This window comes from Pseudomonas sp. DTU_2021_1001937_2_SI_NGA_ILE_001 (genome assembly GCF_032463525.1).
Classification (GTDB): domain Bacteria; phylum Pseudomonadota; class Gammaproteobacteria; order Pseudomonadales; family Pseudomonadaceae; genus Aquipseudomonas.
In genome coordinates, this window is record NZ_CP135971.1 from 4,766,843 (window position 1) to 4,781,010 (window position 14,168).

The following is a 14,168-nucleotide window of genomic DNA, read 5'->3' on the forward strand; positions in this document are numbered from 1 at the left end:
CGCTGCCGGGGCCGCTGGCTCAGGACAGCGACTTGACCGGTAGCCCGACCTCCTGCGGGCAGACCTCCCGCAATTGCCGTTCGAACTGATCGATGATGAGGTTCCAGCCCTGGCGGCTGGCATGTTGGCGTGCGTTGAGCCTGACCCGGCGCAGCGTTTCGCTGTCTTCCAGCAGCCAGCGTGCCGCGTCGATGAACGCCTCGGCATCGCCTGGCATGGCCAGCGCACCGTTATGGCCATGGCGAATGTGCTGGCCAGCGGCTGCCTCATCGTAGGCCACCACTGCCAGTCCAGAGGCCAGGGCCTCCAGAACCACGTTGCCGAAGGTTTCGGTGAGGCTGGGGAACAGGAACAGGTCTCCCGAGGCGTAGTGGCTGGCCAGCACCTCGCCGCGTTGCGAGCCGCAGAACACCGCATTGGGCAGTTGTTGTTCCAAGGCGTTGCGTTGCGGTCCGTCGCCGACTATCACCAGTCGCAGACGCTGCTGCGGATAGCTGTGCTGCAGCGCTTCGAAACAGGTCTTGAGCAGGCTCAGGTTCTTTTCCGCCGCCAGCCGACCGACATGCAGCACGGCAATCTCGTCGTCGCCCACCCCCCAACTGGCGCGCAGCGCCTGAGAGCGGCGGCTGGGATTGAACAGCTGGCTGTCGACGCCGCGTGACAACAGCTCGATGCGCTCGAAGCCTCGCCGTTCCAGTTCGAGTTTCTGGCTGACGCTGGGCACCAGAGTGAAACGTGAGCGGTTATGGAACCAGCGCAGGTAATGGGTCAGCAGGCGGGTGATGAAACCCATGCCGTACTGCTGGGTGTATTGCGGAAAGTTGGTGTGGAAGCCGCTGATCACCGCAATGCCCAGACGCCGCGCCGCGCGCAATGCCGCCAGGCCCAGCGGCCCTTCGGTGGCGATGTACAGCACATCGGGGCGCCGCCGTTGCCAGCGCCTGAGCAGCTTGTGCATGGAGGTCTGGCCCCACTGCAGGCCCGGGTAGCCGGGAATCGGCCAGCCACGGCAGAGCATCAGCTCCTCCGGCACGGCAGGCGCCGCCTCGCCGTTCTGCCGTGGCCGCACCAACTCCACCTTGTGACCCCGCTGACGCAAGCCCTCACACAGGCGCCCGAGGGTATTGGCCACGCCATTGATCTCGGGGGCATAGGTTTCGGTGACCAGGGTGACATGCAGGAATGTGCTCATGAACCCCAGTGTCGAGGCCGCAGATTGCCGTTGCGTGAGGGTTTTGTGACGGGTTTGTGATGCTTGCGCGGGCTGGAACTATGGGCTTTTTGTAATGAGGCTGCCCGTTTGGTTCCGAGGTGTTCGTAAGAAACTTCTGAGATCTACGAATTCCCTCATTTGGGTGTTGATAGAAGTAACTTTCTGAATAACGTCGGTGGCTCAAGTTTAATGACTTGAACATAGATGAATGTCTGTATTTTCAGATGTTTTGTCCTGACTTGTTATTTTGAAAAGTTTTGAATGAGATTTGATCGTAGAAGGTCGAAGTGGATTGGCTTGGTCTCGATTTTGAGTTTTTTGATGCTAGGAAGCCTAAGTTCTGCGCAGGCGGCCAATTACAGCGCCTCGGTAATATTGCCGACGGTTCACTCGAAAGGGTATTTGTATAAGGCGGTTGTTCCCGTTATGGCACGACCCGCGGCCGGGGCTGTTATTTCTGACGTCAGTTGGACCTGGAATGTCGTAGGTTGGCCGAACTATTTGCAGGTCAGCCTTTGTATTGAGGTGGGCCACTGCCTGGATGTGTCTCGCCAGCGTTCAGGTTCTACCCGTTTCTTCGCAGGACGTCCGGCCAGGCAGCCGCTCTACTTCACCATCAGAATGTCGCCGTCCGGCTTGGTGCCTGTAGCCGGTCAACAGGCTCAACTGACCGTCAACTGGTAGCGCTTGCGCGGCTCACCAGTTAGCCATGTCACGAAACCGTTTTGGCTGTGAGTCATTGAAATCTAGAATTTTTTCTAGAATCTGCGCGGGCGGTGTGCCTTTCAGAAGTTCTGATTCGTAGAGCGCCGAGCGCTGTAGTTGCATGTGTTTAAAGTACGACTCGAACCCACTGCTGGACTCGTCCGTGACGATTTCCCCAGTCGCGCAGTAGCGAATGACCGGATAATCGGTCAGGTCGATACCCTGACCGTTCAACGAGTGATAGGCATACCCATGCGCGAGTTCAGCCGCCTCCTGGGGGCTTCGGTTGGCTTTTTCCATCAGCCATTGGCGTTGCGCACTGCCGCGAGTGCTGTTGGTCTCAGCGGTTTTATATTTTCCTTCTGCCGCCTGCAAAAGGTTGGCAAATGGGGAGGTTGGAATACCTGTCTTTGCGACAGTCGGCTTTTTTGCGCGAGGTCCCAAGCAGGTGACGTTGGGCAGCAGCGTAGTATCGTCTGTGGTCATGGCGCCTTTCCGATTTTCATAGTGTGGGTGCTGAGGCGCACTTAAGGCCTCGGGTTTCATTTACTTGAAATGAGTTTCACAGCATGAGCAAGGTCGGTGCCAGGTAAAAGATCGAATTTGAAAAGTGTGATGAAGTGTCAAGATTCGGTTTTGTAATTAGTCTTTTCGGAAGAGTCTTACAAGAGATGTTGGTGATGATGACGGCAAGCTTTTGCCAGTCAGGTCATCGGTTGCCGCTTTCTTGTTTGGATGTAACTGTTGAAGCGCTGAAGGCAGCATTTTAATACTGGACTGGCTTCAGCGCTTGGACGCTCGAGCGGCTCCTGCGTCGTCAGGTGCGCTGCTGGAGAATTTCTCCTTCAGTACGCTCCCTCACCCAGAACAATGTCGCGCCCGCCACCGCCGCCGGCATCATCAGGATATTCACGAACGGAATCAGCAATGCGGCGTATACGCAGCCGCCGAAGCTCAGGCAGGCCCAGCGTTTGCTGCGCAGCCAGGCGAGCATGTCCTGCCAGCTCATCTTGTGGTTGTCGGCGGGGTAGTCGATGTACTGGATGGCCATCATCCATACGCCGAACAACAGCCACAGCGGTGTGGCCACCAGGTTGACCACCGGGATGAACGACAGGATGAACAGGCCGATCACCCGGGGCAGCATGTAGCCCAGCTTGCGGGCCTCGCGGCTCAGGGTGCGCGGGATCATCGCCAGCAGTTCGCCCCAGCTGAAAGGGGGCGAGGTATCGACGCCGCGCACTACGGCTTCGACCTTTTCCGACAGAAAGCCGTTGAAGGGCGCGGCGATGACGTTGGCCAGCATGGTGAAGGTGAAGAACACCATCAGCAGCACCAGCAGCACGAACAGCGGCCAGAGGATGTAGCTGAGGAAACTCAGCCAGTGCGGCAGGGTCGGCATGAAAGTGTCGACCCACAGGCCGAACTGGTGCACCGCCAGGTACACCAGGCCGCCGAACAATAGCAGGTTGATGCTCAGGGGCAGCAGCACGAACAGGCGCAGGCCTGGGCTGAGGATCAGTTTCAGGCCTTCGGAGAGGTATTGCGGGCCTGAGAGGGCGTGTGTCGGCATGGCAGCTTCCGATGAAAGAGACGAGCCGACCTTACCGGCTTTGCCGGGGCGGTTAAAGAGCATGCCGGTCAGTTAGAACGTTGGAGCTTGCTCGCTAAAGCTGTGTCACGTTCACGGCAAGTGCATGGGCTTCGCCGGTCTCTTCGAGCAGGCTCGCTCCCCCGGTCTGAACTGTATTGCGGCCAAGGCCGCTTCCCCCCGCCAGGACCTGGCACGGTGCGGTTAAACAAGAGCATGTCGGACTGGAAGGCGGTCGCGTGACAATCGGCGCTGGCGTAGAGTAGTGGCTCTGGAGCTTTTCTGAATAGGTGCAGTCTATGAGGTGGATTGTGAAACGAAATTTCCTTAATCTGCCCTCCCCGGATAGGCTGGCGATCCTTTTCCTCACCTATCCTTTCCATTTCTGACTGGAGTCCATTCATGAGCGTACTGGTAAACAAACAGGCCCCTGATTTTGATGCAGCCGCCGTACTTGGCGACGGTTCCATCGTCGACAGCTTCAAGCTGTCTTCGCTGCGCGGCAAATACGTGGTGCTGTTCTTCTGGCCGCTGGATTTCACCTTCGTGTGCCCTTCGGAAATCATCGCCCACAACAACCGCATGGCCCGCTTCCGTGAGCTGGGCGTTGAAGTGGTCGGCGTTTCCATCGACTCGCAGTTCACCCACCACGCCTGGCGCAGCACCCCGGTCGAGAAGGGCGGTATCGGCGAAGTCGAGTTCACCATGGTCGCCGACGTCAAGCACGAAATCACCCGCGCCTACGGCATCGAACACGATGCTGGCGTAGCGCTGCGTGCTTCGTTCCTGATCGACAAATCCGGTGTGGTACAGCACCAGGTGGTCAACAACCTGCCACTGGGTCGTGACGTCGACGAGATGGTGCGTCTGGTCGAAGCGCTGCAGTTCACCGAAGAACACGGCGAAGTCTGCCCAGCCGGCTGGCGTCCAGGCCAGAAAGGCATGAAGGCCGATGCCAAGGGCGTCGCCGATTACCTGGCGTCCAACGCCACCAGCCTGTAAGGCTGCCAGGCCACGGCGCTCGCCGTGGCCAACCGACTTCCTGGCCGCTGCACCTGTGCATCGGCCGTCATTTTCGAAACGTTGCGACCCCCGCGTGATTGGCCGGTCGCCAGGAGTGTGTCATGTCCGATGTACGCCATTCCCGAGTGATTATTCTCGGCTCCGGCCCTGCCGGTTACAGTGCGGCGGTCTACGCCGCCCGTGCCAACCTCAAGCCTCTGCTGATCACCGGCATGCAGGCGGGTGGTCAGCTGACCACCACCACCGAGGTGGACAACTGGCCTGGCGATCCGCACGGGCTGACCGGTCCTGCGCTGATGGAGCGGATGCGTGAGCACGCCGAGCGCTTCGAAACCGAGATCGTCTTCGACCACATCAACTCCGTGGACCTGGCCGGCAAACCGTTCAGCCTCAAGGGCGACAGCGGCACCTACACCTGCGACGCACTGATCATCGCCACCGGCGCCAGCGCCCGCTACCTGGGCCTGCCTTCGGAAGAGGCTTTCATGGGCAAGGGTGTTTCGGCCTGCGCGACCTGCGACGGTTTCTTCTATCGCAACAAGCCAGTGGCCGTGGTTGGCGGCGGCAACACCGCCGTGGAAGAAGCCCTGTACCTGGCCAACATCGCCAGCAAGGTGACCCTGGTACACCGTCGCGATACCTTCCGCGCCGAGAAGATCCTCATCGACAAGCTGCATGCCCGTGTTGCCGAAGGCAAGATCGAACTCAAGCTCAATGCCACCCTGGACGAAGTGCTGGGTGATGACATGGGCGTGACCGGTGCGCGCCTGAAGAACAACGACGGCAGCTTCGATGAGCTGAAGGTAGATGGTGTGTTCATCGCCATTGGCCATACGCCGAACACGTCGCTGTTCGAAGGCCAGCTGAACCTCAAGGACGGCTACCTGGTGGTGCATGGCGGCCGTGAAGGCAACGCCACCGCCACCAACGTCGAAGGCGTGTTCGCCGCCGGCGACGTGGCAGACCACGTTTACCGCCAGGCGATCACTTCCGCTGGCGCCGGCTGCATGGCTGCCCTGGACGTGGAGCGCTACCTGGACGGCCTGGCCAACGCCTCGTTCTGAGTCGCGGCTGTTGCACAAAAAAACCGGCTCTTAGCCGGTTTTTTTGTGCCTGCGAGACAGCCTGAGGTATCAGGCCTTGCGGGTCAGGGGTTGAGTGGCGAATTTCACGCCGGCCAGGCCATGGGCGATCAGCGCACGGATATTGGCGTGGTCACTGCCCTCGGGAGTGGCTTGCACCGAGCGGTAGTGCTCACCGAAGGCCAGCAGGGCTTCTTCGTCGCTCAGGCCTTCGAGCAGGGCCAGGCCCAGGGTCTTGCAGGAGCCTTCGTTCTGGCCGGCGGCGTTTTCTACCTCGCCGTTACGAAAGGCCTGGGGCTGATAGTCGTAACCTTCGGCGACGAAGGCCAGGGTATCGGCGAACGCGTGTTGGCCGCTGCGCAGGCTGGCGCGCAGGGTGTTCAGATCAGTCATGCTTGGGTTCCTTGGCGAAGGCCGCTAGCTGCTCGGCATTGGCTTCTTTCTGATAGAGCGACTTCCAATCGGCGTAGGGCATGCCGTAGACCACTTCACGGGCGTCATCGAGGCTGATGTCGATGCTGCGCTCGTCGGCGGCGGCTTTGTACCACTTGGACAGGCAGTTGCGGCAGAAGCCGGACAGGTTCATCAGGTCGATGTTCTGGACGTCCTTGCGGCTGTCCAGGTGCGCGACCAGGCGGCGGAAGGCGGCGGCTTCGAGTTCGAGGCGTTGTTGCTCGGTCATGAGAGGCTCCATAAACGGCCCGCGATGATATCAGCGGTGGCCGGCCAGGGTGATCGAAACCGACTCGGCAAACCGCAGGGCATGGGGTTTGTCGACCTCGACTTCGGCGTAGGTGACAGCCTGGTAGCTCATCACCAGGTCCAGGACCTCCTGGGTCAGGCGTTCGAGCAGGGCGAAGCGGTTGCCCTCCACGTGCTGGATGATCGCCTTGGTGATGGTGCGGTAGTTGAGGGCGTGATCGATGTCGTTGTCACGCACTGCCTCTTGGGCCGGGTAGCAGATCGTCAGGTTGATCAGCACGTCCTGCTTGTTGAGGATTTCGTCTTCGTTGATGCCGATGAAGGTCCGCAGGCGCAGGTCCTTGACCCTGATGCGTGCGGTACCGGGTTCAAGTCTGGCCATCAGCCCTTGCTCCGTCCGATCAGTTGCATGAACTCCATGCGCGTTGTGCTCGATTCGCGGAAGGCGCCGAGCATCACCGAGGTGTTCATCAGCGAGTTCTGTTTCTCGACGCCGCGCATCATCATGCACATGTGCTGCGCTTCGATGACTACTGCCACGCCGGCAGCCTGGGTGACGTTCTGGATCGCCTCGGCGATCTGCCGCGTTAGGTTTTCCTGGATCTGCAGGCGGCGGGCGAACATGTCCACCACCCGGGCGATCTTCGACAGACCCAGCACCTTGCCGGTGGGGATGTAGGCCACATGGGCCTTGCCAATGAACGGCAGCAGGTGATGCTCGCACAGCGAGTAGAGTTCGATGTCCTTGACGATCACCATCTCGTCGTTGTCGGAAGCGAACAGTGCGCCGTTGACGATCTCCTCCAGGCTCTGCGCGTAGCCGTGGCAGAGGTACTGCATGGCTTTGGCGGCACGTTTCGGGGTATCCAGCAGACCTTCACGCTCCGGGTTTTCACCCAGGCCAATGAGAATGTCTCGGTATTGCTGTGACAGGGGTTCGCTCATCATCAGGTCCTCGGGGCGGCCTACTTTAGGTGCCGTCCGCCGTTTACGGTCAAGGTTGTGCCGGTTACATAAGGGGTGTCGAGCAGGTAGCGCAGGCTCTGGTAGACGACCTCGGGGCCGGGCTCGATGCCCAGCGCCGACTTGGCCAGGGTCCTGGCGCGGTAGTCCGCGTCGTCACCGGGCTGGAACATCACCAGCGCCGGGGCGATGCCATTGACCTTGACCTGCGGCGCCAGGCGTGCGGCGAACGACAGGGTCAGGCTTTCCAGGCCAGCCTTGCTGGCGCAGTACGCAATGTGCTTGCTGCTGCCCTTGCGGGTCACGTCGTCACTGATGTGGACGATGTCCGCCTGCGGGCTGCGCTGCAGCAGTTCGGCACCGTGCAGGTTGATCAGGTAGGGCGCCAGCATGTGGATGCTGAACATCCGGGTGAACACTTCGGCTTCGTCGCCGGGTGTTTCGGCGAGCCATTCCGACGCATTGTGGACGATGGCGCGCAGGCTTGCCGTGTGCTGCCGGAGCTCGCCGATGAACGCCAGGATGCCTGCCTCGGACGAAAAGTCCGCCTGCAGGGCTACTGCACCGGCAGCACGCAGCTGCTCCACGCCGGGGCGCAGGGTGCGATAGCTGACGATCACGGGCTGGCCTTCTTCAAGCAGGCGCTGCGCACAGTGCAGGCCGACCCGCTGACTGGCACCGGTGATCAATATCGGTGCATTGCTGGATACCATCGACGGCTCACGATCAATCGCGCGTCAGACCAGAAAGGTCTGTTCGCAGGCGTGGAGGAAACGGCTTGTGGAGCTGTAGTAACTGGCAAAGTTATACCAACGGCCAAGGTTGTACAACCTTGTGGGAAGGTGGCCGGCTCATCCGTCGGGCTTGAGGCCGGCCACGTGGCGCGTTGTCAGCGCGCGGAGGAGGATTTTGCCTTGGCGGCGGTGGGTGTCGGGTCACCTCTGAGCCAGTTCGCCAGCAAGCGGGTGGACAGCGGGATGAACAGATAGACCATCAGCGGCGTGAGAATCAGCGTGCTGAACAGGATTCGCGGAACCAGCTCGAGTTGGCCGAGCACCGGCTCCAGCAGGTAGTTGAACAGCAGTGAAACGGGAAAGAACGCCAGCCAGATGGCGATGGACTGCTTCCAGCGCGCGGGGCGCATGTCGGTGGTGCCGAACCAGCCGGCCGTGCCGTTGACCCGGTGTTCGGAGGGGCAGTCGAACAGCCCGCTGCCACGCACCAGCCAGGCGCGTCTTGAGGCCGAATGCTCCCAGGCGTGCAGGGTTTCGGCGTCGCGAAAGCGGAAGATCATCTGGAATTCGTCGTCTCCTGGGGGCGGTGCAAGTACGCCAGAGCCCAGGTAGCCGGGAAAGTCGGTGGCCAGCCGTTCGCCTTCATGCAGCCAGGCGATAAGGTCCTGGTAGCGGCCGTGGGTGACACGGCGAGCCACCATCAAGGTGACAGGTGCGGTAGACATTGTGTATCTCCAAGCGGTGCACAGGCCTCCTGGATAAGGATGCCCGCAGGGCACGGCACCGGGGATGGTGGTGCCGTGGCTGCTTCAGGTGATGAAGCAAGCAAGGATTATTCCTGAAAACTGGGAACAGTCCAGATAATCCGACCGCCTGGCGTCGTGCAGGCGCGCCAAAGGGGTCAGGCGTAAAGCGAGGGGTTGGCCTTGCGGTGCTCGTCGAGCAGGTACTGGCGCAGGTTCTCGGCTTCCAGCGGGTCATTCTGGCTCAACCGGTAGGCCGCCAGGCCCTGGTCGGTCAGGCGCTCGAAGCGCCCGCGCAGGGCGATGGACTTTCTTCCGGCAGGACGCAGCCAGGCCGAGAATCGCTGTGGCGGAGTGCCGGGGCGGCGATATTCCAGCAGGACACCCTTGAAGGAGATGTCATGAACCCAGAGGGCCGTGCGGGCGCCACGCAAGTTTTCCAGTGGCACGGGGGCGGGCAGGGCAAGGCGCCAAGGGCGAACCTGCGGGCCGTCTTCATAGATGCTGGGAGTGCCCAGTTCCAGATGCTGGGCATGGAATTCGTCTTCCACCAGTTGCAACGGGAAGGTCATCTGCTGATTGTTGAACTGCGCCTGGATGGTCACCTGCTCATGCGCAGCCAGACGCGCCAGCAACCGCTGGATGCGCTCACCCCCGTTCACGCTCATCTGCTGCGTGTTGTCACGCACGTTGAGTTTGGGGTTGTGCTGCATGTCCAGGATGAAATCCAGTTCGTCCTGGGTAAGTAGGGAGTCAGCTTGCATGGCAGACATCTGGGCTCGGACCGGTCCGTAATTACTGAAAGTGACCATAAATTCCCGGTCGAGTTCTGACCGCTGGTCGGTTTTGTTCAGAGTGGCGCAATCGTTGGCGCCTACGTCTCGTCATTTCATCCCGAGTTGACGAGCCTGCAAGCGCAATGGAGCATAATGCCCGAATTTTTACCGGGCCATGGGACAAGTTATGAAAATTGCCATTCTTTGCGGTTCTGTCTTCGGTGCGGCGGAAGACGTTGCCCGCCACGCCAGCGGTTTGCTGCGCAATGCAGGCCACGAGGTGCTTTGCAACATCCGCCTGACCCAGGCCGAACTGCTGGCATTCGCCCCCCAGGCCTTGCTGGGCGTCACGTCGAGCACCGGCATGGGCGAGCTGCCCGATAACCTGCAGCCGCTGTTCTACCAGCTGCGCGACGAATTGCCTGCGGCGCTGCGCGGCTTGCCGGGCGGGGTCATTGCTCTGGGTGACAGCAGCTACGACGACACCTTCTGCGGCGGCGGCGAGCAACTGCGCGAGCTGTTCGGCGAACTGGGCGTCAACGAGCTGCAGGACATGCTGCGCCTGGATGCCAGCGAAACCGTCACTCCCGACACCGACGCCGAGCCTTGGCTGGCGCAGTGGATGCAACAGCTGGCCTGAGCCATCCGGGCAGGCAGACCCTGCCGTGAAGGGCTCGGAGCCCTTACGGCCTGCGGACCCGCCCTTGGGCCTTGTACTTGGCCACCATCATCATGAAAGGGTGCAGCAGGCTGGCTTTTTTGACACGCTGCTGCACCCAGCCTGCCATGTTCTCGTCCGTCTTCGGTGCAGGCATGGCGCTCGGTGTGTGAATCACCAGCCCGCCGCTCACTGGGTCCAGCCCGAAGCCGGCGGCCTTGCCCTTGGCGGTAATGGCCCAGCCGTCTTTGGTGCTGACGAACATGGGCTCCCAACGTGGTGACCGTTCGGCATGGCTTGAGCGGTGCACGATCTTGTCTTTGGTCTTGGGGTCGTGATCGTAGTGCGCGAAGCGGGCGTCCAGAGCATAGTCCTTACTGCCTTGGGCCGAAAAGCGTGTGACCATCTGCTCCAGGAAGCGCTTGTCGCTGCCGTTGCTGAAGGGACGAAAGCCGGGGTCGAAAGCGAATTCCAGAAAGCGGGTATCCAGAAGCGTCGTCTTGAACGCTTCGCTGCTACGGATACGGTTGATGATCTCTGCATTTTCAGGGGTGTAGCTGAATGTCAGGCGATGACCGTTCTGATCACGGGACGTGCCGTCGTTCTGGTTGATCAAGGTTCGGCCATGGCTCAGGCTCCGGTATTCCCCGAGTTCCCAGGCCAGCCTGTCGACGTACTGCAGTTCCGCGCCCTGCTCTTGCGCATACTCGTAGAATCGAGCGAATAGAAAGCGGTCTGCTTGAGTCAGGTAATCGTTGAAGCCGCGTCCTATGTCTTCAAAGCGTCGAGGCCTGTTGGTATCCATCACCGGATGTTCGAATTTCCCATACAGCCGCTCGACCAGGGTTTTGTAGCCCGGCGTGTCTTTCGTTTGGGGGACACTCAACACCTCATCGCTGGCAGTGGCGGTCTTCCCTGCCGCGTCGGTGTTGAACAGCAACAGCGCCTCCAGCCGGGCAGGGGTATCCAGATGCGCGCGTTTTGCACCTTCTGAACCTGCCGCTTGTGCCAATGCCTTCTCAAGCCTTTCGATGTAGCCTTCCGGGTGTTGTGCCTGTTCCATGACCGACAGTTGCCGGTAGTGGGTCAAGGCCTGCTTCAAGGTGTTTTCGACCCGGCCGGTGGTTGCCAGCTCTTTCTGGGCATCGGCGGCGAAGCGATGCTGTTGGGCATCCTGGCGGCCCTTGAGAGTCAGCCAGGCGGCCCGGCGCTCATTGATGGTAAAGGTTTGGCTGTCGTCCCAGCTGATCAAAGCCAATTGAGGTCGGGACAGCTCGTGAAAGGGATTGCCCGCCCGACCCTCAAGGAAGCCCGTGGCCTGTCGCGCACGCTCCAGCCACTCACGGTCCTGGGTCGCGGGTATCTCTGAGTCATGGACGGACTTGTTCAGACGATAGGTTTCATCGGTCAGCGGGGCCAGCAGGCGGGCGGACTCTAGCCTGGCTTGTTGGAGCGACGGGGCAGGGTGGTTGGCCCATGAGCTGCTGGCGGCTCTGCTCAAGTGTTGAGCCATGAGAGACAGGCCATCGTAGGATGGATTGGCAAGTGGCTCTATGTACTGGACGGCAGTGGCGGTCGTAGTCTGGGCAGGTCGCGTAATCGGAAGGCTTACACTTAAGGCTTTGATGTCGTGAATCATATTGAACCCACCTCTTTCATTCAGGGCGGTGCTCAGCTAGCTATATCTAGCTGTCTGAGCACAGTTGGGAAGTTATTCTTGATTCCTATCAGTAGCTGTAGTGGAAGATGACTTTGTCTTGTGCGGCGGAGCGAGCCGGCTGTTTGCCGCCGTTAATGTGATGCTTGATGACGGCGTAGGAATAAGTTTCGAATTTTTGTTCGTTGAATGCGTAGGTTTCACCCCGTGTGTTCGGAGAAATCCAATTGCAAGTTTCTTGTCTTAGACTGCCGTGAGGGTAATAGCAGAGTTCGACTTTCTCATCCGGGTTTTCAGGATAAGAAGTGGTTTCCCACTCGATCTTCAGCAAGTTTTTTTCCTTACCTATCGACGCTTTCGGAAAATCTCCAAAACGAAGGTTGAAGAAAGCCAGGCCGACGCCATCCTTGACGATGTTGACTTGGCCTGGCTTGGAGACCTTGGTGATCGAATGATCCTCGGCCATTGCCAGGGTCGAGGTGAGTGCCAAAGTGGCGAAGATAATCTTTTTCATGTCGTGTTCTTCATATCTATTTATGCCCTTTCAGGCGAAGAGTCCTTTCTTTTATTGTGCTGACGATCAACGCGTTGCTTGAATTCATTCAGGACTTTTAATTTTTAAACATATTTTCGTTTTGCAGCATGTAGTCCCGGATCCGAAACTAAGGTAGGAATAATCTCGGTGGCTTTGGGTGGTGAAGCTGTCGCGGTTTTTCGTGGGGTGTTGAACCTGTGCTGCAGATTTGCAAAACGCCTGCAGCCTAATAAGGAGCGTTTTCCGGCAGGTGTGTCATCCCGTTCCGAAAACTCTTCAGCGACTCAGCAAATTAGTCCGGTCGACCGATAGTTCGATAACTGCCTTCGCTACTTGGAGTTCGATCATGGCCAAATCCATCTGGGGGGATTTACCGCCCTTCACCATCAAAGCCCTGCCGGCCAGGAAAGAAGCGGCCGCGCCAACGTCCATGCAGGCCCAGCAAGTGCTCAGCGAGATCGGCCAGAACGCCCTGGCCCTCAATGCGCTGGAAATGGAAAAACAGAGGCTCAAACCGCTGTTCAAGGGCTTCAATCCTGCGCACATCAGCCCCAAGGCGCTGGGCGAGGCGGGCATGCTGCTGTTCAAGCTGGGCTTCATCGACAACCTGACCGCAGACCTGATGAGCCGCACCGGGGCGGAGTTCGACGCACAGGGCAAGGTGTTGAACGTCGAGCAGCCGATCAACGCGCTGGAATTTCTCGCCAACCGTATCGCGCAGATGAAGGAAAGGACCCAGTGGGGCGATCGCTACGCCGAGACACTGCTGCCGGACTACGTGCGTACCATTCACGTGATGCAGAACCTGCAGGCCTTCGCCGAGTCCGGTGACAGTTACGAGATGCTCAAGATCAAGGCCCAGGAGCGCAACGGCAAGCGCGCTCCCACGCCCACCCCCAAGCTGCCCTGAGGCCCGACTAATGCAGCCGGCTGGTCGGCAACTGGCCGAGCCGTTCGGTCAGCCGCAGGCGCTGCAGGGGGTCTTCGCTGAGCAGCAGCGCATGTTCCAGGTCGAAGCGTTCGGCCTGGGGGCACTCCAGCGTCTGGTAGAGGCTGGCGCGGGCCATGTAGTCGCTGCCGGTGGCGTCGCCCAGTTCGATGATCCGGTTGGCATCCTCTAGGGCGGCGAGGAAATCGCCGTTGATCTGGTGCAGGTGGCGCAGGTTGCGCGACAGGCGCTGCACCAGGCTCAACGGGCTGGCGCGGACCATGTGTTCGGCACGTAGCGGCATGTCCGGGCCGTACTGGCGCACCAGCAGTTCACGGCAGTCCTTGGGGTACAGACGGCGACCGTTGCACGGGTCCAGTACATGGTCAGCGCCGGGCACCCGGAGCAGGAAATGCCCGGGAAAGTTGACGCCTTCGAGGGGGATCTCCAGGCGTCTGGCCAGCTCCATGGCGATCAGCGCCAGGCTCAGGGGCTGGCCGCGCTGGCGTTCGAGCACCCGGTGCAGCATGGCCGATTCGGCCTTGGGCGGGTTCCACTCGTCACGCTGGAAACCCAGGTGGCTCATCTCCCGCAGCAGTGGCTGCGCCAGCTCGACGGCTGGCGCGGCAGGCAGGGCGGCGCTGATACGCCGCAGCAGACGATCCATAGGCTCACCGATGTGCGCCGGCTGGAAGCCAGGGTCGTGTTCGGCGGCAATCCACAAGGCGGCCTCGAATACTGCCGGCGGGGTACGCTGCATGCAGTTCAGGCACTGTTGACGGGGAGTCATGGGGTCCTCCTTCTGAACGCCGTGACGCGGCTGCTCCTTTTTTAGACCCTGCGGACGGTGTTCGTCCA

General features: G+C 60.3%; 18 protein-coding genes. 5 read left to right on the plus strand and 13 right to left on the minus strand.

The window, feature by feature from the left end; translation table 11 throughout:
- Positions 1–19: 19 nt before the first annotated feature.
- Entirely contained in the window at positions 20–1,192 is a 1,173-nt protein-coding gene (locus tag RRX38_RS20795) for a glycosyltransferase family 1 protein (protein WP_315960503.1), read from the minus strand.
- Between the two features lie 342 nt (positions 1,193–1,534).
- On the opposite strand from RRX38_RS20795, the gene RRX38_RS20800 reads away from it, so the two are divergent.
- A complete protein-coding gene (locus RRX38_RS20800) occupies positions 1,535–1,897 on the plus strand; it encodes a flagellar protein FlhE (protein ID WP_315962717.1) in 363 nt (120 codons plus the stop codon).
- Between the two features lie 12 nt (positions 1,898–1,909).
- On the opposite strand, the gene RRX38_RS20805 is transcribed toward RRX38_RS20800, so the two are convergent.
- Both RRX38_RS20805 and cysZ read right to left on the minus strand, forming a co-directional pair.
- Positions 1,910–2,404, minus strand: coding sequence for a hypothetical protein (locus tag RRX38_RS20805; RefSeq protein WP_315960504.1), 495 nt, complete (start codon positions 2,402–2,404; stop codon positions 1,910–1,912).
- Positions 2,405–2,735: 331 nt separating this feature from the next.
- Positions 2,736–3,491, minus strand: a complete 756-nt coding sequence (gene cysZ, locus RRX38_RS20810) for a sulfate transporter CysZ (protein WP_315960505.1) — start codon at positions 3,489–3,491, stop codon at positions 2,736–2,738.
- A gap of 420 nt (positions 3,492–3,911) precedes the next feature.
- Here cysZ and RRX38_RS20815 point away from each other — a divergent pair, with 420 nt between their 5' ends.
- Both RRX38_RS20815 and trxB read left to right on the plus strand, forming a co-directional pair.
- Complete coding sequence (locus RRX38_RS20815; protein WP_295471438.1) at positions 3,912–4,511, plus strand: peroxiredoxin; 600 nt, start codon at positions 3,912–3,914, stop codon at positions 4,509–4,511.
- Positions 4,512–4,633: 122 nt separating this feature from the next.
- Positions 4,634–5,596, plus strand: coding sequence for a thioredoxin-disulfide reductase (trxB, locus tag RRX38_RS20820; RefSeq protein WP_315960506.1), 963 nt, complete (start codon positions 4,634–4,636; stop codon positions 5,594–5,596).
- A 69-nt stretch (positions 5,597–5,665) separates the two neighbouring features.
- On the opposite strand, the gene RRX38_RS20825 is transcribed toward trxB, so the two are convergent.
- From RRX38_RS20825 to RRX38_RS20855, 7 genes are all read right to left on the minus strand, one after another.
- Entirely contained in the window at positions 5,666–6,007 is a 342-nt protein-coding gene (locus tag RRX38_RS20825) for a HopJ type III effector protein (protein WP_315960507.1), read from the minus strand.
- A complete protein-coding gene (locus tag RRX38_RS20830; protein WP_295471432.1) occupies positions 6,000–6,296 on the minus strand; it encodes a DUF1244 domain-containing protein in 297 nt (98 codons plus the stop codon). Before RRX38_RS20830 ends, RRX38_RS20825 begins: the two co-directional genes overlap by 8 nt.
- A gap of 30 nt (positions 6,297–6,326) precedes the next feature.
- A complete protein-coding gene (folX, locus tag RRX38_RS20835; protein WP_315960508.1) occupies positions 6,327–6,698 on the minus strand; it encodes a dihydroneopterin triphosphate 2'-epimerase in 372 nt (123 codons plus the stop codon).
- Positions 6,698–7,261 (minus strand): GTP cyclohydrolase I FolE, encoded by a 564-nt coding sequence (gene folE, locus RRX38_RS20840; RefSeq protein WP_315960509.1) that lies wholly within the window; start codon positions 7,259–7,261, stop codon positions 6,698–6,700. The genes folX and folE overlap by 1 nt, the downstream gene beginning before the upstream one ends.
- Before the next feature lie 20 nt (positions 7,262–7,281).
- Entirely contained in the window at positions 7,282–7,992 is a 711-nt protein-coding gene (folM, locus tag RRX38_RS20845) for a dihydromonapterin reductase (RefSeq protein ID WP_315960510.1), read from the minus strand.
- Positions 7,993–8,168: 176 nt separating this feature from the next.
- On the minus strand, positions 8,169–8,738 hold the full coding sequence (locus RRX38_RS20850) for an antibiotic biosynthesis monooxygenase (protein ID WP_295471424.1): 570 nt from the start codon (positions 8,736–8,738) through the stop codon (positions 8,169–8,171).
- Positions 8,739–8,914: 176 nt separating this feature from the next.
- Positions 8,915–9,520 (minus strand): hypothetical protein, encoded by a 606-nt coding sequence (locus RRX38_RS20855; RefSeq protein WP_295471422.1) that lies wholly within the window; start codon positions 9,518–9,520, stop codon positions 8,915–8,917.
- 199 nt (positions 9,521–9,719) lie between these two features.
- Here RRX38_RS20855 and RRX38_RS20860 point away from each other — a divergent pair, with 199 nt between their 5' ends.
- Positions 9,720–10,172 (plus strand): flavodoxin, encoded by a 453-nt coding sequence (locus tag RRX38_RS20860; protein WP_315960511.1) that lies wholly within the window; start codon positions 9,720–9,722, stop codon positions 10,170–10,172.
- 43 nt (positions 10,173–10,215) lie between these two features.
- Here the strand turns inward: RRX38_RS20860 and RRX38_RS20865 are convergent, their stop codons facing one another.
- Entirely contained in the window at positions 10,216–11,829 is a 1,614-nt protein-coding gene (locus RRX38_RS20865) for a hypothetical protein (RefSeq protein WP_315960512.1), read from the minus strand.
- A gap of 88 nt (positions 11,830–11,917) precedes the next feature.
- A complete protein-coding gene (locus RRX38_RS20870) occupies positions 11,918–12,361 on the minus strand; it encodes a hypothetical protein (RefSeq protein WP_315960514.1) in 444 nt (147 codons plus the stop codon).
- Positions 12,362–12,728: 367 nt separating this feature from the next.
- On the opposite strand from RRX38_RS20870, the gene RRX38_RS20875 reads away from it, so the two are divergent.
- Complete coding sequence (locus RRX38_RS20875; protein ID WP_295471414.1) at positions 12,729–13,292, plus strand: hypothetical protein; 564 nt, start codon at positions 12,729–12,731, stop codon at positions 13,290–13,292.
- Between the two features lie 7 nt (positions 13,293–13,299).
- Here the strand turns inward: RRX38_RS20875 and RRX38_RS20880 are convergent, their stop codons facing one another.
- Positions 13,300–14,100, minus strand: coding sequence for a SirB1 family protein (locus tag RRX38_RS20880; RefSeq protein WP_315960515.1), 801 nt, complete (start codon positions 14,098–14,100; stop codon positions 13,300–13,302).
- Positions 14,101–14,168 lie beyond the last annotated feature (68 nt).